Source organism: Pseudomonas sp. RL_5y_Pfl2_73, from assembly GCF_963970515.1.
GTDB lineage: Bacteria > Pseudomonadota > Gammaproteobacteria > Pseudomonadales > Pseudomonadaceae > Aquipseudomonas.
Window position 1 is genome coordinate 36771 of sequence record NZ_CAXAPD010000003.1, and the last position, 18857, is coordinate 55627.

An 18857-nucleotide genomic window follows, 5' to 3' on the forward strand; every position below is an offset into this window, starting at 1 on the left:
CGATCTTTTGATCTTTCGCTTGGGATTCAATTTGATCTTTCGCTTGAGATTCAATCGGCAGTGGAAAGATCGCAGCCTCGCTTCGCTCGGCAGCTCCTACAGGAATGGCTTTCATGCCTTCAACCCTGCCTTGAGCAGCAGGCTGTGGGGATCGACTTCATCGATCTGGTGCGGGTCGAGGAACTGGTTGGCGTAGCTCAGGTAGATCTTTTCATCGATGAACAGCCCGAACAATTCGGGATCGATATGGGCGTCACGGCACATGGTGGCCATGATGCCCAGGGCCTCGCTCAGTTTCTTCGCTTTTTTGTAGGGGCGGTCGGCTGCCGTCAGCGCTTCGAAAATGTCGGCAATGGCCATCATGCGCGCCGGCAGGCTCATCTCTTCGCGTTTGAGGCGCTTGGGATAACCACTGCCGTCCATCTTCTCGTGATGACCGCCAGCGATCTCCGCGACGTTGTCCAGGTGACTGGGGAAGGGCAACTGGCTGAGCATCAGGATCGTCTGCACCATATGATGGTTGATGACGTAGCGCTCCTCGCGGGTCAGCGTGCCCCGAGGGATGCTCAGGTTGTAGAGCTCGCCGCGGTTGTATTTCCAGGCCGGTACATCGAGCTGGAAGCCCCACGGGTTGTCCGCCGGGATCAGTTCGGCCGCGTGGCGCTCGAGCAGATGCTCGGGCTTGTCTGCCAGCAGCGATTCAGTGACCGGTAGTGTCGGCTTGAGTGTGCGGTCCTGGCGTCGGTTCTCTTCCCAGGAAACCCCCAGGCGATCATCGAGGGTCCGGGTCCACGGGCGTTGGGCAATCTGTTGCAGGCGTTGCAGATCGGCCTCGGCCATGGCTTCGGAACCCAGGTTGCAGCGGGCGACGAAGGTAAAGTCGTCATCCAGGGCCGTCAATGTCGCGTCGCGCTGCTGCGCCAGGGAGGACAGCTCGCCGCCGCTTGCCACGGCCTGCCAGTAATCGACCCAGGCGTCGCGCTTGAGCACCTCGAAGCGGGTGCGTATCTCGTGGATCCGGTCGTTCAGGGTCTCCAGCTTGGTGGCTTTGTCGACCACGTATTCGGGGGTGGTGACTTTGCCGCAATCGTGCAGCCAGGCGGCGATGTGCAGGGCTTCCCATTCATCCTCCGTTGGCCGATAGGCGTTGAATGCCGGCGCCTGGCTGGCAGCGGCGGCCTGAGCGAGCATCAAGGTCAGGACCGGCACCCGCTGGCAATGGCCGCCGGTGTAGGGACTCTTGGCATCGATCGCGCCGGCCAGCAATTGGATGAAGGCGTCCAGCAACTGCTTTTGTCTGGCTTGCAGACGCTGACCCTCGATGCTCACGGCGGCGACACCGGACACGGCCTGCAGGAAGGCGATGCGATCGGGCTGCAGTTTTTCCAGGTCGGTTTCGGTGCCGCTGTCGGTGATCAGCAGTACCAGTACGCCGACGGTTTCCTGGTGTCGATTGCGCAGGCGAATACCGATCAAGTGGACCCGCGGCGAGTCCAGTGCCCGCAGGACGCTCTGCAGATCGGCCGCCTGTTCGAAGCCGAGGGAGGTCACGAGGTTGTCCGAGGTGGCCAGTTGCTGGAGCCATTGCGGGCTGTCGCCAGTCTGTAGCTCATGACTGCGCAGCTTGAAGGCGTTGAGGTCCCTGGGCGTTCCATCGATTACCAGCCCATACGGCTTGACCCGATTGTCGTCGTTCTCGCGCAGGTAGATCAGGCCGGCTTGGGCCTGGCCGATCTTCACGGTTTCAAATAACACCCGCTCCAGCAACGGGGCGAAGCGGGTTTCAGCACGCAGGCTGGCGGTGATTTCAAAGAAACTCGCCAAGGTCTCTTTCATGCGCGCCATCGATACGCTCAACTGGTCGACCTCCAGCACGGGGGAGCGACGGGACACCGGATAGTTGAAGTCAAAGCTGCGAATGGCATCGGCCTCCTGCACCAGTTCACGCAAAGGCTTGACCAGAATCCGGGACGTCAGCCAACCCAGGGGCAGGCACAGCAGCAGGGTGGCGAGGGTGATGAGCGCGCCTTGCCAGCGCATGCGATAGGCATTGTCCAGCAGCTCATCTTCAGGGACCAGCAACGCCAGTTCCAGGCCTTGGGGCCCGCCTTCCTGCATGTGGCTGCGAGAAACGATCCACTGGCGTCCGGCCGCTTCCAGGCGCGTGGTGTCGGTGTTGTCATCGAGCGCAGCGGCGATGGCCGGGCTGAGGTCGCGGGCTTTGATCAGGCGTGCCGACTGGGCGTCGGCGAGTAGCCGGCTGCTGTCGGGATAGCCCACTGCGTTGCCCTTGGGGTCGAGCAGGACGACTTCGGTGCCGGCGGTCACCTTATGTTTGGCCAGGGTCTGGGACAGGGCCGCCAGGGTCAGGTCGGCGCCGATGACAGCCTGCTCGCCACTGCGTCGGGCGAGGGTGGTGCCGACGTTATGGGTGGAGAAAAAAACGTAGGGCTCGGTGGTGATCTGCTCGGTGCTGCCGGCGGCGTTGCGAAACCAGCTGCGGCTGCGCGGATCGTAGCGCTCGTCGGCAACGTCCCGACGCCCGATGAGCGTCAGCGTCTCGTCGTAGAACAGCGATTGGGATTGAACCGGGTCTTGCTCGGTTGCCCGCTCAACGGTCCAGACCTGGTAGGCCGCGTCGGTCGGTGCTTGCAGGGCGGCTTTCAGGGCTGCGGTGCGCAACGGCCGGACCATCAGGAAGTTGCCGTGCTGATCGCCCAGGTACAACGACGCCAGGTTCGGGTTGTCCCGCAGTGCCTGGCTGAAGGGCACGAGCAGGGCCAGGCGTTGCGCCATCTGGGGCGTGCGCGTCGCTGGATAGTCGGCCAGCAGGCTCAACAGGTGGCGAATAGGTTCGTAGGTATCGTAAAGATCCAGGCGCACATCCTGTTCAATACGGTTGAACAGTTTTTCACTGCTGGACAGGATGATCTGCGTGGTTTGCCGATAATGGAAAATCCCCAATCCGACCCCGGTCAGCAACAAAAGCAGGGTAAACATCACGCTGATGTGGATGTGCAGGGGGAACCGGCGTTTTTCCGGACGCGGTGCGCTGGACATTGCAGTCACTCCAAGAGTCAGAGGGGCGTTCTCGATGGGTGTTGCCGCGTGCACGGGAAACCGCTCGAGAACCCTCCCAGGTACGCACTGCTAAGCGAATAGCATAGTAAACGCTGGATTATTTTGCCTTGGCGATCTCCGTTTCGAGGTCCCGCTCCAGTTCGGTCATGGCGCGGTCAAGGGCGTCGATGCAATCGCTGAGTCGCTCAGGTGCCTGCGCCTGGTGACATGCGCGCTCCAGCGCCTCGCACCGCTGGATCAGCGACGTCGCCTGGACGATGCGGGCGACGCCTTTTATCTTGTGCGCCGTTTCGCTCAGCGCTTGGCGGTTTGCGCCGCGGGCGACATCGAGTAACTCTTGGCGGTCCGAGCGGCTGCTGCTGAGTAATTCAGCCAGCAGGCGCCGGTTGGATGACGGGTCGCCACCGGTCAATGCCTGCAGGCTTTGTATGCTGAAAGCCGCTGTTCTGCCGGCGGGTTTGACGGCCTTGATCCATTGGCTCAAGGCGCTCAGGCTGATTGGCTTGAACAGGCAATCGTCCATCCCAGCGTCCTGGCAGCGTTGTTTTTCCTCCGGTTGGGCATTGGCAGTGAACCCCAGGAGGGTGCAGGGCGGTCGTTGCTGCTCGGACTCCTCGCGACGAATCGACCGGGCCAGTTCGTAGCCGTTCATGATGGGCATGTTGCAATCGGCGATGACCAGATCGAAATGGTGCTTTTGCCAGACCTCGAGCCCGTGGGCACCATCATGGGCGACCTGGTAGTGATGGCCCAGGTATTCCAACTGCTGCGACATCAGCAGGCGGTTGGCGGGATGATCGTCCACGATCAGGATGTTCAGGGTGGCCTGAGCCGTCTCGATGACCGGTTCAGGTGGGGGGCGAACCGGCTCCGTCGACAGGACGGTCAGTTGCAGGCGGACCTGGACCTGGGTGCCGACGCCGGGTTGGCTGCTCATGTGCAGGCTACCGCCCATCATCCGGCACAGGTTGCGACTGATCACCAACCCCAACCCCGCGCCGTTGCGGGCCATCCGACTGGTGTTATCGACTTGGGCAAAAGGCTCGAACAAACGTTGCAGGTCTGCCGGACCAATACCGATGCCGCTGTCATTGACCTCCAGGTGCATTTGCAAGACGTCGTCCCGGTCGGTTGGAGACAGCCGGACCTTGATCGCCACGTGGCCCTGCTCGGTAAATTTGAGCGCATTGCTGATCAGGTTCGACAGCACCTGCTTGAATCGCAACGGGTCCATCAACGCGTCGGGGTTGCCCTCGGCGGCGTCGAATTGCAGGGACAGCGCCAGGTTTTTCTGCCGGGCCACGCCCTCGAATACCCGTATGACCGATTGCAGCAGGGTCTTGAGATTGACTCGCTCGGGGGTCAGGCTCAGGTGGCCGGATTCGATACGGGCGATGTCCAGGATGTCGCCTATCAGCTCGAGCATACCGGAGGCCGACTCGTAGGCGACTTCGATGGTCGAGCGGTCCACGTGGCCTTTGTCTGCGTGTTTCAGGGCCAACTCAAGCATGCCAATCACCGCGTTCATGGGGGTGCGGATTTCATGGCTCATGGTTGCCAGGAATGTGCTTTTGGCGCGGTTCGCGTCATCGGCCTGTTGCTTGGACGCACGCAGTTCCTCGAACAGCTGGCGCCGCTCACTGATGTCGATCCAGCCGCCAATGATGCCTTGCACTTCGGCGGCGGAGTTTCGGTAGGGGAGGATCCAGTGATAGATCGTCAGTTTCCTGTCCTTGATGTGCAGAGGGCGATCCATGATCAGGGCGGTGCCTTCAGCCATGACGCGTTGGTAGTCCGCCTGGTACTCCTGGGCTTCGAAGGCGTTGCTCATGGAAGCTGGCATCAGGTTCTTGCCAATGACGTCTTCACGTTTGGCGTCGAACGTTTGCAGGTAACTGTCGTTGCAGCTTTGCAGGACGCCGTTGCGATCCCTCACGTAGATGGGGTGGGGGGTGCCGTTGAGCAGCGAATGCATGAATTCGAGCTGATCATTGAGGGCCAGTTCCGCCCGTTGGCGTTGCCTGATCTGGTGTTGCATGTAGGCGTTCCACGCCAGGGAAAATAGCAGCAACAGGCCAACGCCCACGCCGATCTGGAGGAACAGGCGGTTGTAGGTGCGCCAGGTATGTTCCGAGGGTGAGACGTAACCGCGCCAGCGGTTGTTGATGACGCCCAGTTCGTCGGGATCGATGCTGGTCAGGGCTTTGTCAAGGATGGCGTTCAACGTTGTGGCGTTTTTTGCCGTAGCCAGCGCGAACATGGCCTGTCGGGTGCCCACTGTGCTGCTGATTTGCAACCTGTCGCGCCACGCATAGGAAGAGATGAAGTAGTTGGCCATTACTTGCGAGTGCACGCTGCCGTCGACCTGGCCATGGGCGAGCATTTCCACGGCGCGCAAGGGGCCGTCCGTTTCGATGATCCGAATGTTCGGGTACTGGCTGCTTATCCATTCAATGATCGGGTTGCCTTTGGAGATTGCCAGGCTGGCGTGGCTGAACTGATCGAGTGTCGTGGGCGTACCGGACTGTTTGCGGGTCAGCAGGACGAACGAGCTGTCGATGTAGGGGCGGCTGAACTTCAACTGGAGTTGTCGTTCGCTGCTGGGCAAAAGCGCAGCGATCATGTCGGCTTGATCGTTCAGGACCGCAGCGATCATTTCGCTGTCGTTCTGGCGACGCTGGATGTCCAGGCGTAGGCCGGTGCGCAGCCGAATCAGCTCCAGCAGGTCGGCACTGATGCCGCGAAAATCACCATCGGCATCGAAGAAGGTGAAGGGCGCGGAGGTGTCGTTCACCACCACCCGGACTACCGGATGCCGGGCCAGCCAGCGTTGCTCGCGGTCGGTCAGCTGTATCCTGTGGTCCGTGAGGTACAAGTCGCTGCCTGCACTCCAGCGCTTGGAGATGGCGGCTTGCTCGGCAATGGAAACCTGGTTCAGCGTAGCGTTGATCACCTCCAGCAAACGGGTATCGCTACGTCGTACGGCGAAGCCGAAACCATGGGATTCGTGTTTGCCGAAGCTGGCCATGCGGATATTGCTCAAGTAGCCCTTATTGATCATGTAGTGGGTGGAAAGGGTATCGCCGAGAAATACGTCGGCCTGGCCGAAGGCGACGGCGTTGATGGCGTTCTGGTAGGACGGGTAGGTGGTGATGAGTGCCTTGGGGTAGAGTTGTTCAATTTCCCGTAGCGGCAGATAGTGATAGACCATGCTCAGCCGCAACCCCTCGAGATCGTCAGTCAGGGATCGGTTTTCATTCGTTCGGGTGACGAGAACGGGTTGGTCCACTGCGTACGGCGTGGACAGCACAATGTCGGGGTTGCGCGCTTCGAAACCGTTGGCGGTGCCAAGCATGTCGATTTGCCCATGCTTGAGTGCGGCCATGGCCGCCTCGCGGGAACCGAAGCGCAGGACGCTTATGGGCAGGCCGGTGGCCTTGGCGATGATGTCGGCATAATCGGCTGTCAGGCCTTCGTAGTCGCGTCCGCTGGTAGAGAGATCGAAGGGCGGGTAATCCGGGGCGGACGTTCCCAGGACCAGCGCTTGCCGATCCTGTAGCCAGGCGCGGTAAACATCATCCAGCTTGACCTCGGTGTGGGCCGTGGACGAACGCCCCAGCAGCGTGTATTGCTCGGGCGCATCCGGTGCCGCCGTGAGCACTCCTGTATATAACGCCGCGCTGATCAGCAGGAGATATTCGGTTATGCGTCTGAGCATCCTGTTTTTTCTCACACCAGCGCGTTGCGCTTCGCCATTTCAATCAGCTCGACCAAGGACTTGACCTTGAGTTTCTGCATCAGCCGTTTCTTATAAGTACTGACGGTCTTATTGCTCAGAAACATTCCCTTGGCTATTTCCTTGTTGGTACGGCCCTGGGCAAAAAGTTGCAGCACCATCAGTTCCCGATCATTGACGCTTTTGAAAAGGTCCAGCTCGACACTGCGTGGATCATCCGCACGTACCGGATTCAGCGCCTGGCTGGGAAAGTAGTTATAGCCGGACAATACTGCTTTGATTGCGCTGACAAGTTCGCTGAGGTCTTCCTGTTTACACACATACCCAGAGGCGCCGGACTGCATGCATCGAATGCCGAAGAGCGTCGGCGACTGGGCCGTGAGCACCAGCGTTTTGAGCGGAGTGGTCATGGCGTTGAAGCGCGAGAGGATTTCCAGCCCGTCGAGTTTGGGAATACTGATGTCCAGGATAACCAGGTCTGGCATGCATTCGCGCACCATTTGCATCGCGTCGACGCCGTTGTCAGTTTCTCCTACGACCTTATAGCCCTCATGCTCCAGAAGCATGCGAACGGCGAGGCGGATGACCGGATGATCGTCGACAATGAAAACGGAGTTCATGAATAAATTACCCTGCGAACTTGAATAAAGCGCGCACCTTAGCCCACTTACAACCAGGGCCGTATGAAGAGACGGGCATGCAACTTCAATTTCAGAAGTTTCCTACAAAAAAAGAGGCAAGATATTACGGTGTAATTGGTTTTTTAGTAGGCTGATGAAATAGGACGGGAGGGTTATTGACCCTTTGTGAAAGGATATTTTTTTCGGCGAGACGTTTATTCAAACAAGTGGCGCGCGGGTTTGTTCAATAGTGCGTACAAGTTTTACGCTGTGAAACTTGTACGTTGGCCCCACTGTGGGAGCGGGCTTGCTCGCGAAGGCGCAGGCTCATTCAACATCGCCGCAGCCTGATCCGCCGATTTCGCGAGCAAGCCCGCTCCCACAGGTTTTTTTCCCAGGCAGAGCCCACACCGCTCATTGGCGCGTGCGGCCGGTCATCTCCTGGGCCATTTCGCTGGCGTAGCTGTCAGTCATCCCGGCGATGAAATCGATCATTCGCAGAAAAGCGCTATGCAAAGGGCCGTTGGGATCCGGCGCGTTGTTCCCCAGCAGGTCGAGAATGCGGCGATTCTTGAACGAAGGCGAGCGCCCCCCATGTTGTTCAAGGGCGGCTCCGCAAAATCCGTTGAGCAGGATTTCCAGCGTGGTGTAGGCACCGATTTCATGCAGGGTCTTGCGCTTGTCCTGGAAAATTTTCCGGCGCGCCATGTCCTTGGCATTCAACACGCAGCGTTTTGCCGGGCCGTGCATATGCTCCACCAGATCCCCTGGCAATGTGCCGGCAAGCAACGCATCCTGCTGTTCGACAAAGGCCCGGGCGGCGGCGTTGGTCAGGTGTTCGATGGCCTTGCCCCGCAGAATCGCCAGTTTGCGTCGCCGCGAGTCCAGCGGCCCTAGTTGCCGGTAGGTGTCCGGAAGATCATCGCCCACTAGGTCCAGGAGCAGCGATTCCACCTGGGGGTATTCCAGGAGATCCATCTCCACGCCGTCTTCCAGGTCGATCAGCGCGTAGCAGATGTCATCGGCGGCTTCCATCAGGTACACCAAGGGATGCCGTGCCCAGCGTTGATCCTCGATCTGTGGCAAACCGAGCTTGTGGGCAATCTGCTCCAACAGCGGCAGTTCGCTCTGGTAGCAACCGAATTTGTGTTTCTTGTAGCCCAGCGAGTCTGCGTGGCGGGCCGTCCAGGGGTATTTCAAATAGGTGCCGAGGGTGGCGTAGGTCAGCCGCGTTCCGCCGTCGAACTGATGGTATTCAAGTTGGGTGAGGACGCGGAATCCTTGGGCGTTGCCTTCGAAGTTGAGGAAGTCGTTGCGCTCGACTTCGCTCATTGCATCGAGCCAACCACGGCCAGCGGCCTGCTGGAACCAATAGCGGATAGCATCCTCGCCGGAGTGACCGAACGGCGGGTTGCCAATGTCGTGGGCCAGGCAGGCCGATTGCACCACCATGCCCAGGTCGCTTGGCTCACACCAGTCAGGCAGGGCATTGCGGATGGTTTCTCCCACGCGCATGCCCAGGGAACGCCCGACGCAGCTGACTTCCAGGGAATGGGTCAGGCGCGTATGGATGTGGTCGTTGCTGGAGACCGGATGCACTTGTGTCTTGCGTCCGAGGCGGCGGAAGGCACCGGAAAAAATGATGCGGTCGTGGTCCTTGTGAAAAGGACTGCGGCCCAGTTCTTGCGGACTGTGCAGCGGTTTTCCGAGGCGTTCGCGAGTCAACAGTGTGTGCCAATCCAAGGCTGGTTGCTCCGTTTGATGATGTCGGTGCCCTAGCTTCCCGGTTCGTGGGTTGTCCTGCAAGGCTTATGCGGGTAGGCGCTGCCGAAGGCTGCGATCTTTTTGTTCAGTCAGGATTCAATTGGCTGGGGTAAGATCGCAGCCTCGTTGCACTCGACAGCGCCTACAGCGCCTGCGACGTCGCCACAGGGTGTCGGTCGTCAGGGTTTGCGCAGGTCCTTGGCCAGCTTGACCAACGGCAACAATGTCGTTGCCAGGCGGATCAGGCCAGTCAAGCCACCGCCCGCCCCATTGCGGGTCCGCTTGCCGGTGATGAAACCGAGCAGGGACACCGCCGCCACGCCCCACAGTGGCGCGTGCTTGATGCCGAAGCCTTCGTGCCAGCTTTGCGTCAAGCCGCGCACCCGGTGCAAGGGCTGTAGCAATTGGCGCGTTTCCTGACGGATTTCCTGGCGATGCATTTCCATGCGCAGGCGCACCAGCGCCTTGCGCATTTCCTGTCGTGTCTGGGCTTGAGGAATATCAGGCAGGCTCATGGCAACAGGCGCTCCCGGTCATTGGCCAGTTCTTCGAGGGTGGCATGGAAAGGAGAGGACTCGTCATAGATCGCTGCCTTGAGGCGAAGCCCGCAGAACAGCGCCGCCAGCAGATAAAACAGGCACAGGCCGATAATGCCGGCCAGGCGATAGGTGTCCCATACCAGGATCAGTACCAGCGCCGAAAGCCCGACCAACAGCAGCAGGCCGAACACCAGCGCAAGGCCGGCGAACAGCAGGAGGCTGACGGTGCGTGCCTTCTGTTCCTGTAACTCCATGCCGAACAATTCGACGTGGCTATGCAGCAAGCCAAGGAACGCCGCGCCCAGGCGGCGTGCTGTAGGTTGTGTGCCCGCTTCGGACGAGCCGGATTCGTCGATACCCATCATCAGCGCCGTGTCGCCAGCAGACCAATCAGAAAGCCAACGCCTGCGGCAATGCCCACGGATTGCCAAGGGTTGGCCTGTACATATTCTTCGGTGGCGACCACCGCGGCCTGGCCGCGTTCGCGCATGGAATCTTCCGTCAGCTTGAGCGTTTCGCGGGCGCGCAGGAGCGTTTCGTGAATCTGGCTGCGCAGTGCATCGGCTTGATCGCCTGCCAGCGTCGCGGTGTGATCGAGCAACCGTTCCGTGTCGCTGACCAGCGCCTGGAAATCTTCCATCAGGGTTTCTTGAGCAGTTTTTGCCTGGGTTCTGGCCATCGGTGAATCTCCGTAAGTGACATCTCAAACGTTCGAGTATGAGCCTTGCTGGAAGGTTCAGTACAAGTGACTGGTACAACTTTTGCTCAGGTTTTTGCCATGTACTGGTGCGTTAGCACTGTGCCAGTGCGCTGAAGCTGGGCGAAAGCCCGAAAAACCTTAACCCCAATAATCAAACCCCGCGAAGCACCTCCAGGCGGGATTTCGTTTTGACCGTTCTTGCGCACCAAAGCGGTTCGTTGGCCTGCGTGCGGCCAATGAGTCGTTTCAACTTGGTGCGTTCGCAAGGCGCGCGAACCGGCTTGGTGCTTTTTTCAACTTTTTCAGGTCTGCCAATCCCATGGAAAATACGCAAAGTGCCGTGGACAGTCTGGTCCACAGCTCCAACACGCTGTTCATCCTGCTCGGCGCTGTCATGGTCCTGGCCATGCATGCCGGCTTTGCGTTTCTTGAAGTGGGAACGGTCCGGCAAAAGAACCAAGTCAATGCGCTGTCGAAAATCCTCAGCGATTTCGCGGTCTCGACCCTGGCCTATTTCTTTATAGGCTATTGGATTGCCTACGGTGTGACCTTCCTGCAACCAGCGGCGGTGCTCAGCACCGATCATGGCTATAGCCTGGTGAAGTTCTTCTTCCTGCTGACCTTCGCCGCCGCGATCCCGGCGATCATTTCCGGCGGTATTGCCGAACGTGCTCGGTTCGCACCGCAGATGTGCGCCACGGTGCTGATCGTGGCGTTCGTCTATCCGTTTTTCGAAGGCATGGTCTGGAACGGCAATTTTGGCTTGCAGGCTTGGCTGCAAGCCCGGTTTGGCGCCAGCTTCCACGACTTCGCCGGCTCGGTGGTGGTGCATGCCATGGGCGGCTGGCTGGCGTTGGCTGCCGTGCTCTTGCTCGGCCCGCGTAACGGCCGCTACCGGGACGGTCGCCTGGTGGCGTTTGCGCCTTCGAGCATTCCATTCCTGGCCTTGGGTTCGTGGATCCTGATTGTCGGCTGGTTCGGTTTCAACGTGATGAGTGCCCAGACCTTGCCAGGGGTGAGCGGACTGGTGGCGGTCAATTCGTTGATGGCGATGGTGGGCGGTACCGTGGCGGCATTGATTATCGGACGCAATGACCCAGGCTTCCTGCATAACGGCCCGCTGGCCGGGCTGGTGGCGGTCTGTGCCGGTTCCGACCTGATGCACCCGGTCGGTGCGCTGGTCACGGGGGCCATTGCCGGTGCCTTGTTTGTCTGGTGCTTCACCGCGGCCCAAGGCAAGTGGAAGATCGACGATGTGCTCGGCGTCTGGCCGTTGCATGGGCTGTGCGGTGTCTGGGGCGGCATTGCTTGTGGCGTCTTTGGCCAGAGCGCCCTGGGCGGTCTGGGTGGGGTCAGCCTGATCAGCCAATTGATCGGCACGGCGCTGGGTGTTGTCGTCGCCCTGGCCGGCGGGTTTGTGGTCTATGGGATGATCAAGGCCGTGTTGGGGCTGCGCCTGACCCAGGAAGAGGAGTATTACGGCGCCGACCTGTCGATTCACAAGATCGGCGCCGTCAGCCAGGACTGAGCGTCGCACTAAGGCTCCCTGTCCTGGTTGCCAGGATAAAAGCCATGGAGCAGGCGATAGCGGTCGTGACGGACCTGATCCACATGATGCCGGACCTGCTGCTCGGGCAGGCCGAGCATGATCAGGGCGTGGGAAGCCAGCATCAGGCTCGACTCCAGCAGCTCCGGGACCACTTCGCTGGCCCCGGCAGCTTGCAGCTCGGCCAGTTGGCTGTCGTCACGGGTGCGTACCAGAATCGGTACCTGGTGGTTGACCTGTCGGGCTGCCCTGAGCACGCTAATGGCGATGTCGGTCTTGTCCACCGCGATCACCAGCAACCTTGCGCGGCTCAAGCCAATGGCCGCAAGCAGGTCACCTCGTCGCGAATCCCCATAATGCACGCAGTTTTCCCCGACGGTGGCTTCCTGGATGATCACCGGGTCGTCATCCAGGGCGATGAACACCTGGCCTTCGCGGCGCAGGAACCGCCCGATGGACTGGCCGACGCGCCCGTAGCCGCAGATGACCACATGACCCGACAAGTCGGCATTGAGTGCGCTGATCTGGTCCAGTTGCGCCTCTTCGTTGGGTTTGCGATGCAGGCGCGCGGCAATGCGTGGCGCCGCCCGCAGCAACAGGGGCGTCAATAGCATCGAGCAGAATGTCGCGGCCAGCAGCAGGCCGCTGATGTCGGCGGGCATGAGGCGGTTCTGCTGCATCAAGGCCATCAGGGCAAAACAAAATTCGCCGCCCTGAGCTAGCGCCAGGCCACTGCGCCAGGCGGTTTCAACGTCGCTGCCGCGCCATTTCACCAGGGCGGCAACCACGCAGCCCTTGATGAGCATCAGACCGAGGGTCATTCCCAGGATCAACAGGCCGTCATCGAGGAACAGCTGCAGGTCGATCAGCATGCCGATGCTGACGAAGAACAACCCCAGCAGGATGTCGCGGAACGGACGTATGTCGGCTTCGATCTGGTGCCGGTAGTGGCTTTCCCCCAGCAGCATGCCCGCCAGGAAAGCTCCCAGGGCCGGCGACAAGCCGAGCAGGTGGGTCAGCCATGCCGTCAGCAACACGATCACCAGGGCCAGCAGTACGAACAGTTCTGCCGACCGGGACGCCGCCACCTCATGGAACAGCCGCGGCAACAGCAGCCGGCTGGCCAGCAGCAGGCCACCGAATAAAACCAGGGTCTTGCCCAAGGTCAAGGGCAGCGCCCAGTACCACGGGTGGTCGCTGCTGCCGGCGAACACCGGCACCAGGGTCAACAACAGCACTGCGACAACGTCCTGGAACAACAACACCCCGATGGCGTTTTGGCCGTGGCTGCTGAAGATCTCTCCCAGGCTGGTCAACTCCTTGCTGACGATGGCAGTGGAGGACAAGGCCAGCCCGGCACCGAGCAACAACGCGGCGATCACAGGCGCGCCGCTCAATGCCAGCAATCCCGCCAGGACTGCCCCCGAGCACAGCACTTGCAGGCTGCCGAGGCCGAACACGACCCGACGCAGTTCGAGCATTTTCGACAGGGAAAACTCCAGCCCCAACGAGAACAGCAGGAACACCACCCCGAGCTCGGCCAGGTCTGGCAGTTCTTTGCTGTCGTTGACCCAGTCCAGCGCGGTAGGCCCGACCGCCAGCCCGACGCAGAGATAACCCAATACGGGTGGCAGGCGCAGTCGCCTGAACAGGGCGATGACCACCAGGGACGAGGCAAGGATGATCAGCAGGTTGGCAAACAAGGGGAGCTCCGTTTCAAGGCTACAGTGCATAGCGTAGAGGGGAAAATGCGACAAGCGTCGCTGGAAAAGCATTGGCGTTCAGTGATTTGCATCAGCGTTTTACAGAAACACCTTGAAGTGAGCCAGCGACTCGACGGTTTCCCGGGTCGGGCCTAGAATGACCGTCTATCTTTTTTGGGTCTACACGCCATGCTTCCTGAATGCCAGTTGTTCGGCACCCTGGGGTGTCATCTATGCGAAGTTGCCGAAGGGGTGTTGATGCCTTTCGTCGAACATGGATTGTTGGTGGAACTGGTGGACATCGCCGAGAAGGAAGCCTTATTCGAAGCCTATGGGCGACGTATCCCGGTCCTGCGCAGGATCGATACGGGTGCGGAGCTGGACTGGCCTTTCGATGACTCCGACCAGATCGCTGCATTTCTGTGTTGACCCCTTTCCTCGCTTGTTTTCACGCGAGGCCATTGGCGAAAATCGCATTCTTCGGTTACTGTATGTTCATACAGCTATCTGGAGTGCGTCCCCTTGGTCAATGTCGAACAACTGAAAAGCAGCGTAAACAGGATGTCCGCGGACGTTGTACGCGAGGCAGTGCTGGAACTGCGCCTGGATGGCCTGGTTACCGAAGGCAAGACACCCTTCAATAAACTGCATTTCAACACCTGTTTTGCCGAGATCGAAGCGTTGTTCCAGCGTGCCGGTTATCACAAGCAGTTGGATGTGGTGGGTTACCAGGGCCTGCTGTACGCGCTGTACGATCCAGGTCGCTGGGAGGCGGTGGAAGTACTGCGCTGGTTGAAAGAGTTCACCGAAGCGGCGGCAAAATCGACGTCAGTCACCGCGTGAGCAATCATTGCTGGGCTGGCCTGTGCGACTGTCGGATAATACCGCCTCGCAAAAATGCCTAAGAGTTTTCAATGTCCGGTTCATCGTTTTCCGCCGCTCATCATCAGGCCAGTACGCTGTACCTGCCGCCCGGTTCCTGGCAGACGGTGCTGGAGTGCCTGTGCGAGCATTTCAGCACCATCAGTCGCGAGCAGTGGCTGGACCGGATCGCTCGGGGCCGGGTATTGGACGGGGAGGGCAAGGCCATCCAGGTCGACTTGCCATACCGCGAAGGTCTGCGCATCCACTATTTTCGTGAAGTGCCCGATGAAAAGCCGATCCCGGTGGTGGAGTCGATCCTGTATGCCGATGAGCACCTGGTGGTAGCAGACAAACCGCATTTTCTGCCTGTCACCCCTGCGGGCGAATACGTCGAGCAAACCTTGTTGCGACGGTTGATCCGACGGCTGGACAATCCTCATCTGGTGCCCCTGCACCGCATCGACCGGCATACGGCTGGGCTGGTGTTGTTTTCGGCCAACCCGAACACCCGCTCGGCGTATCAGTCGTTGTTCCCGACGCGGCAGATCGAAAAACGCTACCAGGCCATTGCCCGCGCGTTGCCTGGACTGACCTTTCCGCGGGTGCATAAAAGCCGGATGATCGATGGCGAACCGTTTTTTCGAATGCAGGAAGGCCCCGGCGAGCCTAATACCGAAACGGCCATCGAAGTGCTGGAAAGCAACGGTGAGTTGTGGCGCTATGGCTTATATCCGGTTACGGGTAAGAAGCATCAGTTGCGGGTTCACATGAATGCCCTTGGGGCGGGGATCTGCAACGATCCATTTTATCCTGATGTGCTTCGGGATGTTGAGGATGACTACTCGAATCCTTTGAAGCTGCTGGCTCAAGGGTTGCGTTTTGTTGATCCGGTTACTGGTCAGGAGCGGGTGTTCGAGAGTGATATTGTGTTGCGGTGGTAGTTTTTTGTTCAGGGTTTGGTGTGTATGTCCACCGTTACCAAAAAAACGGATATACACCCAGAACCCAGAACCCAGAACCCAGAACCCAGCCCAAGCCCAAGCCCAAAAAAAACGGCGCCTCCCTCTTCAGGAAGCGCCGTTTTTTAGCGATATCGGGCAGCAGCGTTACAGATTACAAATCCTTAACGGTACGAACCTGATCCTTGTTCACGCGAGTCTGCTTGCCATCCAGTTGCTCGAACTCGTAGAAGCCGCTTTCTTCGTCGTAATGTGGCGTATCGACGGCCTGGATTTCGCGACCGTCATTCAAGGTGATCACTGTTGGCGAAGCGCACCCGGCAAGGGTGGCGAGGCCCAGAGCGAGCATGAACGTGGCGAGGGTCCGTTGTGTCATGTTGTTTCTCCGAAATGGATTCTTCAAGTTACTGACCTTCAGACGTATACATCGGGCGCAAGTTCCTGGCTAGTGTCAATCTGACACGCCCTTGTGTTCGGCCAGTAACGCCGGCGTGTTCAGATTTGCCAGGCGGGGATCGTCGGCTGGGCATTGCAGTGCAGCCGCGTGCAGTGCGCGCATGATACGACCGGGGCTGCGTTCGCCTTCGCGCCAGGCTTGTTCGAAGCTTGCCGCCAGGGCCAACGGGATGACACACAGCAGCGGCTCCCAGTGCTCGCCGTGCCGCACCATCAGCGGTTTGTCGGGGTGCTGGCTGGCCGTCTTGCGCATGTTGTCGAGCAGGTTTGAGTCTATTTGCGGTACGTCGCACGGCAGCACCAGCAAATACGGATGCTTCGCTGCCTTGAGGCCTGCCCTGATGCCTGCCAGCGGCCCGGGAAAGTCGCCTTCTTCGTCATGCACCAACTGATCGGCATACATCGCATAATGTTGCGGGTTGCGGTTGCAGGAGATGATCAGGTCATCGCTCATGGCCCGGGTCTGGCGATGGAGATGGGCAATCAGCGGTTCGCCCTGCCACGGCACCAGGCCTTTGTCCTGGCCGCCCATGCGTTGTCCGCGCCCGCCCGCCAAGAGCAGGATGGAGCAGGGTGGCAGCAACGTGTTCGAGGTCATGGCGTGTCTCCGCACGGGCGAAAAAATGAAGCGCTGTGATATAACACCGGGCTGTTTCCTTCACAACTGGACGAGCCTATGAAAGCCAAGGCTGATGTACCTTTCGTGCCGCTCAATATTGCGGTGCTGACTGTCAGTGATACCCGTACCCTGGAAACCGATACGTCCGGGCAGGTCTTCGTCGATCGGCTAACGGCGGCTGGCCACAACCTGGCGGCGCGGGTCCTGCTCAAAGATGATTTGTACAAGATCCGGGCGCAAGTCGCGACTTGGATCGCCGAGGATGTCGTGCAGGTGGTGTTGATCACTGGCGGCACCGGTTTCACGGGGCGTGACAGCACGCCGGAGGCCGTCACGTGCTTGCTGGACAAGCAGGTCGATGGCTTTGGCGAGTTGTTCCGGCAGATATCCGTGGCCGACATCGGCACTTCCACCGTGCAGTCCCGCGCGCTGGCCGGCCTGGCCAATGGCACGCTGGTGTGCTGCCTGCCAGGGTCGACCAACGCGGTGCGTACCGGATGGGATGGCATCCTGGCCGAACAACTGGATGTGCGGCATCGGCCGTGCAACTTCGTGGCTCATTTGAAACAGGCAGCGCCTTGTGAATCCCGTGGGTAAACCGGGCAAGGCCGGCGCCTTGATGGCCGTTGAGGTTGCGTTGGAGCGACTGCTCGAAATGGCGACGGCCACGCCGATTGTCCAGCGCGAGCATTTACCTTTGGCTGCGGCGTTAGGGCGAGTGCTCGCCGAGGATCTGGTGTCGACCCTTGATTTACCGCCATGGCCCAACAGCGCCATGGACGGTTATGCCTTGCGACTGGCTGACTGGAACGGCGAACCGTTGCAGGTCAGCCAGCGGATTTTTGCCGGGCAGACCCCAGAGCCGCTGGCCGTTGGCACATGTGCGCGGATCTTCACCGGGGCGCCAGTCCCTGCTGGAGCCGATTGCGTCGAGATGCAGGAAAATGCCGTGGTTGAAGACGACCAGCGGGTGCGGTTTACCGAGCCTATGGTCGGCGGACAGAACATTCGCCCCCAGGGGCAGGAGACCACCGTCGGCGAGCAGGTTCTCTCTGCCGGTACTCGCCTGGGGCCGATCGAACTGGGGCTGGCAGCCTCCTTGGGTTGTGCATCGCTGGAAGTGGTCCGCAAAGTCCGTGTCGCAGTCCTGTCCACGGGGGATGAGCTGGTCGAACCCGGTCAGGCGTTGGGCCCAGGCCAGATCTATAACAGCAACCGCGTGCTGCTGTGTGGGTGGCTGCAACGCATGGGTTGTGAAGTGATTGATGCGGGTATCCTGCCCGACGATTTACCGGCCACCCGCGAGCGCCTGGCACAGTTGTCGGATGTCGATCTGATCCTGTCCACCGGTGGGGTCTCGGTGGGGGAGGCGGATTTCCTGGGTGTCGCCTTGCGCGAGGACGGCGAGCTGGCGCTATGGAAACTCGCCATCAAGCCGGGTAAGCCGCTGACGTTCGGGCATTACCGTGGCGTGCCGGTCATAGGCCTGCCTGGAAACCCTGCCTCGACCCTCGTGACTTTTGCACTGCTGGCGCGGCCCTACCTGCTAAGACGCCAAGGCGTTCAATCGGTGGCGCCGCTCAAGTTCAAGGTGCCGGCCGGTTTCGCCTGGGCGAAGGCGGGCAGTCGACGAGAATACTTGCGAGGCCGCATGGAGAATGGTCGAGCGATCATCTACCGGAATCAAAGCTCGGGTGTCCTGCGCAGCGCAGCCTGGGCCGAAGGGCTGGTCGAAGTGCTCGAGGGACGGACGCTGGTGGAGGGCGATGAAGTGGGCTTCATTCCCTTGAGCGAAGTCCTGGGCTAGCGCTGTGGCAGGTATCCCGGGGCCCGAGTCGCATCCTCGGGCCTTCATGCGCCTCACCTTCATCGCGTGAGCAGCATCACCAATTGATCGAATCGATTGTTCGCAATCCAGCCCAGCAGGCCAAGCACCACCGCTGCAGCGCCAGCCGAATAGGCCAGCCTGTGGCGAATCACCTTAACGTCGGTGCGAATTTCATCCATGTCTTTGCGGATGTATTTGAGGTGGGTTTCCAGTTCAACGACGCGCGGTTCCAAATCAATTCCTCCAACGGGATTACTGCAACTTTTGCATTCGTTCTGAGTATCGGCCCGCCCGCTTCCAAGAGGCGCGCGCTGCCGGGGCAACAGCTTGTATTCACGGTTATGCATGGGACGGTTCATCCCTTTGTCCATAACTATTCGAGCGACTGATCCGGCCCCTGCGGGCCGTGACGTATCCATCCATGGGTAAGTACTTCCTTGTG

Annotated in this window: 17 protein-coding genes; 6 read left to right on the forward strand and 11 right to left on the reverse strand. The window is 60.0% G+C overall.

Translation table 11 applies throughout. From position 1 onward, the window contains the following. Positions 1–111: 111 nt before the first annotated feature. The 7 genes from AACY42_RS03520 to AACY42_RS03550 all read right to left on the reverse strand — a co-directional run bounded on the left by AACY42_RS03520 (position 112) and on the right by AACY42_RS03550 (position 10419). Positions 112–3060: an HD domain-containing phosphohydrolase gene (locus AACY42_RS03520; RefSeq protein WP_339476559.1), complete on the reverse strand. Its 2949-nt coding sequence runs from the start codon at positions 3058–3060 to the stop codon at positions 112–114. A 118-nt stretch (positions 3061–3178) separates the two neighbouring features. Continuing rightward, positions 3179–6799, reverse strand: coding sequence for a transporter substrate-binding domain-containing protein (locus AACY42_RS03525; protein ID WP_339476561.1), 3621 nt, complete (start codon positions 6797–6799; stop codon positions 3179–3181). An 11-nt stretch (positions 6800–6810) separates the two neighbouring features. Continuing rightward, entirely contained in the window at positions 6811–7437 is a 627-nt protein-coding gene (locus tag AACY42_RS03530; protein ID WP_339476563.1) for a response regulator transcription factor, read from the reverse strand. Positions 7438–7851: 414 nt separating this feature from the next. Continuing rightward, positions 7852–9180 (reverse strand): deoxyguanosinetriphosphate triphosphohydrolase, encoded by a 1329-nt coding sequence (locus AACY42_RS03535; protein WP_339476565.1) that lies wholly within the window; start codon positions 9178–9180, stop codon positions 7852–7854. Positions 9181–9380: 200 nt separating this feature from the next. Beyond that, complete coding sequence (locus AACY42_RS03540; RefSeq protein WP_339476567.1) at positions 9381–9716, reverse strand: hypothetical protein; 336 nt, start codon at positions 9714–9716, stop codon at positions 9381–9383. Beyond that, entirely contained in the window at positions 9713–10102 is a 390-nt protein-coding gene (locus AACY42_RS03545) for a phage holin family protein (RefSeq protein ID WP_003199439.1), read from the reverse strand. The genes AACY42_RS03540 and AACY42_RS03545 overlap by 4 nt, the downstream gene beginning before the upstream one ends. Positions 10103–10104: 2 nt before the next feature. Further along, positions 10105–10419 carry a DUF883 family protein gene (locus AACY42_RS03550; RefSeq protein WP_339476569.1) on the reverse strand — a complete coding sequence of 105 codons (315 nt, stop codon included), beginning with the start codon at positions 10417–10419 and terminating at the stop codon, positions 10105–10107. A gap of 340 nt (positions 10420–10759) precedes the next feature. On the opposite strand from AACY42_RS03550, the gene AACY42_RS03555 reads away from it, so the two are divergent. Further along, positions 10760–11968, forward strand: coding sequence for an ammonium transporter (locus AACY42_RS03555; RefSeq protein WP_339476570.1), 1209 nt, complete (start codon positions 10760–10762; stop codon positions 11966–11968). Positions 11969–11976: 8 nt separating this feature from the next. Here AACY42_RS03555 and AACY42_RS03560 read toward each other — a convergent pair whose 3' ends face one another. After that, positions 11977–13689 (reverse strand): cation:proton antiporter, encoded by a 1713-nt coding sequence (locus tag AACY42_RS03560; protein WP_339476571.1) that lies wholly within the window; start codon positions 13687–13689, stop codon positions 11977–11979. A 189-nt stretch (positions 13690–13878) separates the two neighbouring features. Between AACY42_RS03560 and AACY42_RS03565 the strand changes: the two genes are divergently transcribed. From AACY42_RS03565 to AACY42_RS03575, 3 genes are all read left to right on the forward strand, one after another. Continuing rightward, the gene (locus AACY42_RS03565) at positions 13879–14118 is read left to right on the forward strand and encodes a glutaredoxin family protein (RefSeq protein ID WP_339476573.1); all 240 of its coding nucleotides are present in this window, start codon (positions 13879–13881) and stop codon (positions 14116–14118) included. Positions 14119–14211: 93 nt separating this feature from the next. After that, on the forward strand, positions 14212–14532 hold the full coding sequence (locus tag AACY42_RS03570; protein ID WP_003199451.1) for a hypothetical protein: 321 nt from the start codon (positions 14212–14214) through the stop codon (positions 14530–14532). 71 nt (positions 14533–14603) lie between these two features. Beyond that, positions 14604–15494: a pseudouridine synthase gene (locus tag AACY42_RS03575; protein WP_339476576.1), complete on the forward strand. Its 891-nt coding sequence runs from the start codon at positions 14604–14606 to the stop codon at positions 15492–15494. A gap of 172 nt (positions 15495–15666) precedes the next feature. Here AACY42_RS03575 and AACY42_RS03580 read toward each other — a convergent pair whose 3' ends face one another. Then, on the reverse strand, positions 15667–15888 hold the full coding sequence (locus AACY42_RS03580; RefSeq protein ID WP_003199454.1) for a YgdI/YgdR family lipoprotein: 222 nt from the start codon (positions 15886–15888) through the stop codon (positions 15667–15669). Positions 15889–15963: 75 nt separating this feature from the next. Further along, complete coding sequence (mobA, locus tag AACY42_RS03585; RefSeq protein WP_339476579.1) at positions 15964–16566, reverse strand: molybdenum cofactor guanylyltransferase MobA; 603 nt, start codon at positions 16564–16566, stop codon at positions 15964–15966. A gap of 78 nt (positions 16567–16644) precedes the next feature. Between mobA and moaB the strand changes: the two genes are divergently transcribed. Both moaB and AACY42_RS03595 read left to right on the forward strand, forming a co-directional pair. Then, a complete protein-coding gene (gene moaB / locus AACY42_RS03590) occupies positions 16645–17184 on the forward strand; it encodes a molybdenum cofactor biosynthesis protein B (RefSeq protein ID WP_053120541.1) in 540 nt (179 codons plus the stop codon). A 22-nt stretch (positions 17185–17206) separates the two neighbouring features. Then, on the forward strand, positions 17207–18394 hold the full coding sequence (locus tag AACY42_RS03595; RefSeq protein ID WP_339477052.1) for a molybdopterin molybdotransferase MoeA: 1188 nt from the start codon (positions 17207–17209) through the stop codon (positions 18392–18394). Between the two features lie 59 nt (positions 18395–18453). Here the strand turns inward: AACY42_RS03595 and AACY42_RS03600 are convergent, their stop codons facing one another. Continuing rightward, positions 18454–18762 (reverse strand): hypothetical protein, encoded by a 309-nt coding sequence (locus AACY42_RS03600; protein WP_339477053.1) that lies wholly within the window; start codon positions 18760–18762, stop codon positions 18454–18456. Between the last annotated feature and the right edge of the window lie 95 nt (positions 18763–18857).

What these genes read in the sequence shown, in the direction of transcription:
- AACY42_RS03550 (WP_339476569.1), bottom strand. Translation starts at nt 10,419, where the DNA reads ATGGCCAGAACCCAGGCAAAAACTGCTCAAGAAACCCTGATGGAAGAT.
- AACY42_RS03565 (WP_339476573.1), top strand. Translation starts at nt 13,879, where the DNA reads ATGCTTCCTGAATGCCAGTTGTTCGGCACCCTGGGGTGTCATCTATGC.
- AACY42_RS03520 (WP_339476559.1), bottom strand. Translation starts at nt 3,060, where the DNA reads ATGTCCAGCGCACCGCGTCCGGAAAAACGCCGGTTCCCCCTGCACATC.
- mobA (WP_339476579.1), bottom strand. Translation starts at nt 16,566, where the DNA reads ATGACCTCGAACACGTTGCTGCCACCCTGCTCCATCCTGCTCTTGGCG.
- AACY42_RS03540 (WP_339476567.1), bottom strand. Translation starts at nt 9,716, where the DNA reads ATGAGCCTGCCTGATATTCCTCAAGCCCAGACACGACAGGAAATGCGC.
- AACY42_RS03595 (WP_339477052.1), top strand. Translation starts at nt 17,207, where the DNA reads ATGGCCGTTGAGGTTGCGTTGGAGCGACTGCTCGAAATGGCGACGGCC.
- AACY42_RS03525 (WP_339476561.1), bottom strand. Translation starts at nt 6,799, where the DNA reads ATGCTCAGACGCATAACCGAATATCTCCTGCTGATCAGCGCGGCGTTA.
- moaB (WP_053120541.1), top strand. Translation starts at nt 16,645, where the DNA reads ATGAAAGCCAAGGCTGATGTACCTTTCGTGCCGCTCAATATTGCGGTG.
- AACY42_RS03555 (WP_339476570.1), top strand. Translation starts at nt 10,760, where the DNA reads ATGGAAAATACGCAAAGTGCCGTGGACAGTCTGGTCCACAGCTCCAAC.
- AACY42_RS03600 (WP_339477053.1), bottom strand. Translation starts at nt 18,762, where the DNA reads ATGCATAACCGTGAATACAAGCTGTTGCCCCGGCAGCGCGCGCCTCTT.
- AACY42_RS03575 (WP_339476576.1), top strand. Translation starts at nt 14,604, where the DNA reads ATGTCCGGTTCATCGTTTTCCGCCGCTCATCATCAGGCCAGTACGCTG.
- AACY42_RS03545 (WP_003199439.1), bottom strand. Translation starts at nt 10,102, where the DNA reads ATGGGTATCGACGAATCCGGCTCGTCCGAAGCGGGCACACAACCTACA.
- AACY42_RS03580 (WP_003199454.1), bottom strand. Translation starts at nt 15,888, where the DNA reads ATGACACAACGGACCCTCGCCACGTTCATGCTCGCTCTGGGCCTCGCC.
- AACY42_RS03530 (WP_339476563.1), bottom strand. Translation starts at nt 7,437, where the DNA reads ATGAACTCCGTTTTCATTGTCGACGATCATCCGGTCATCCGCCTCGCC.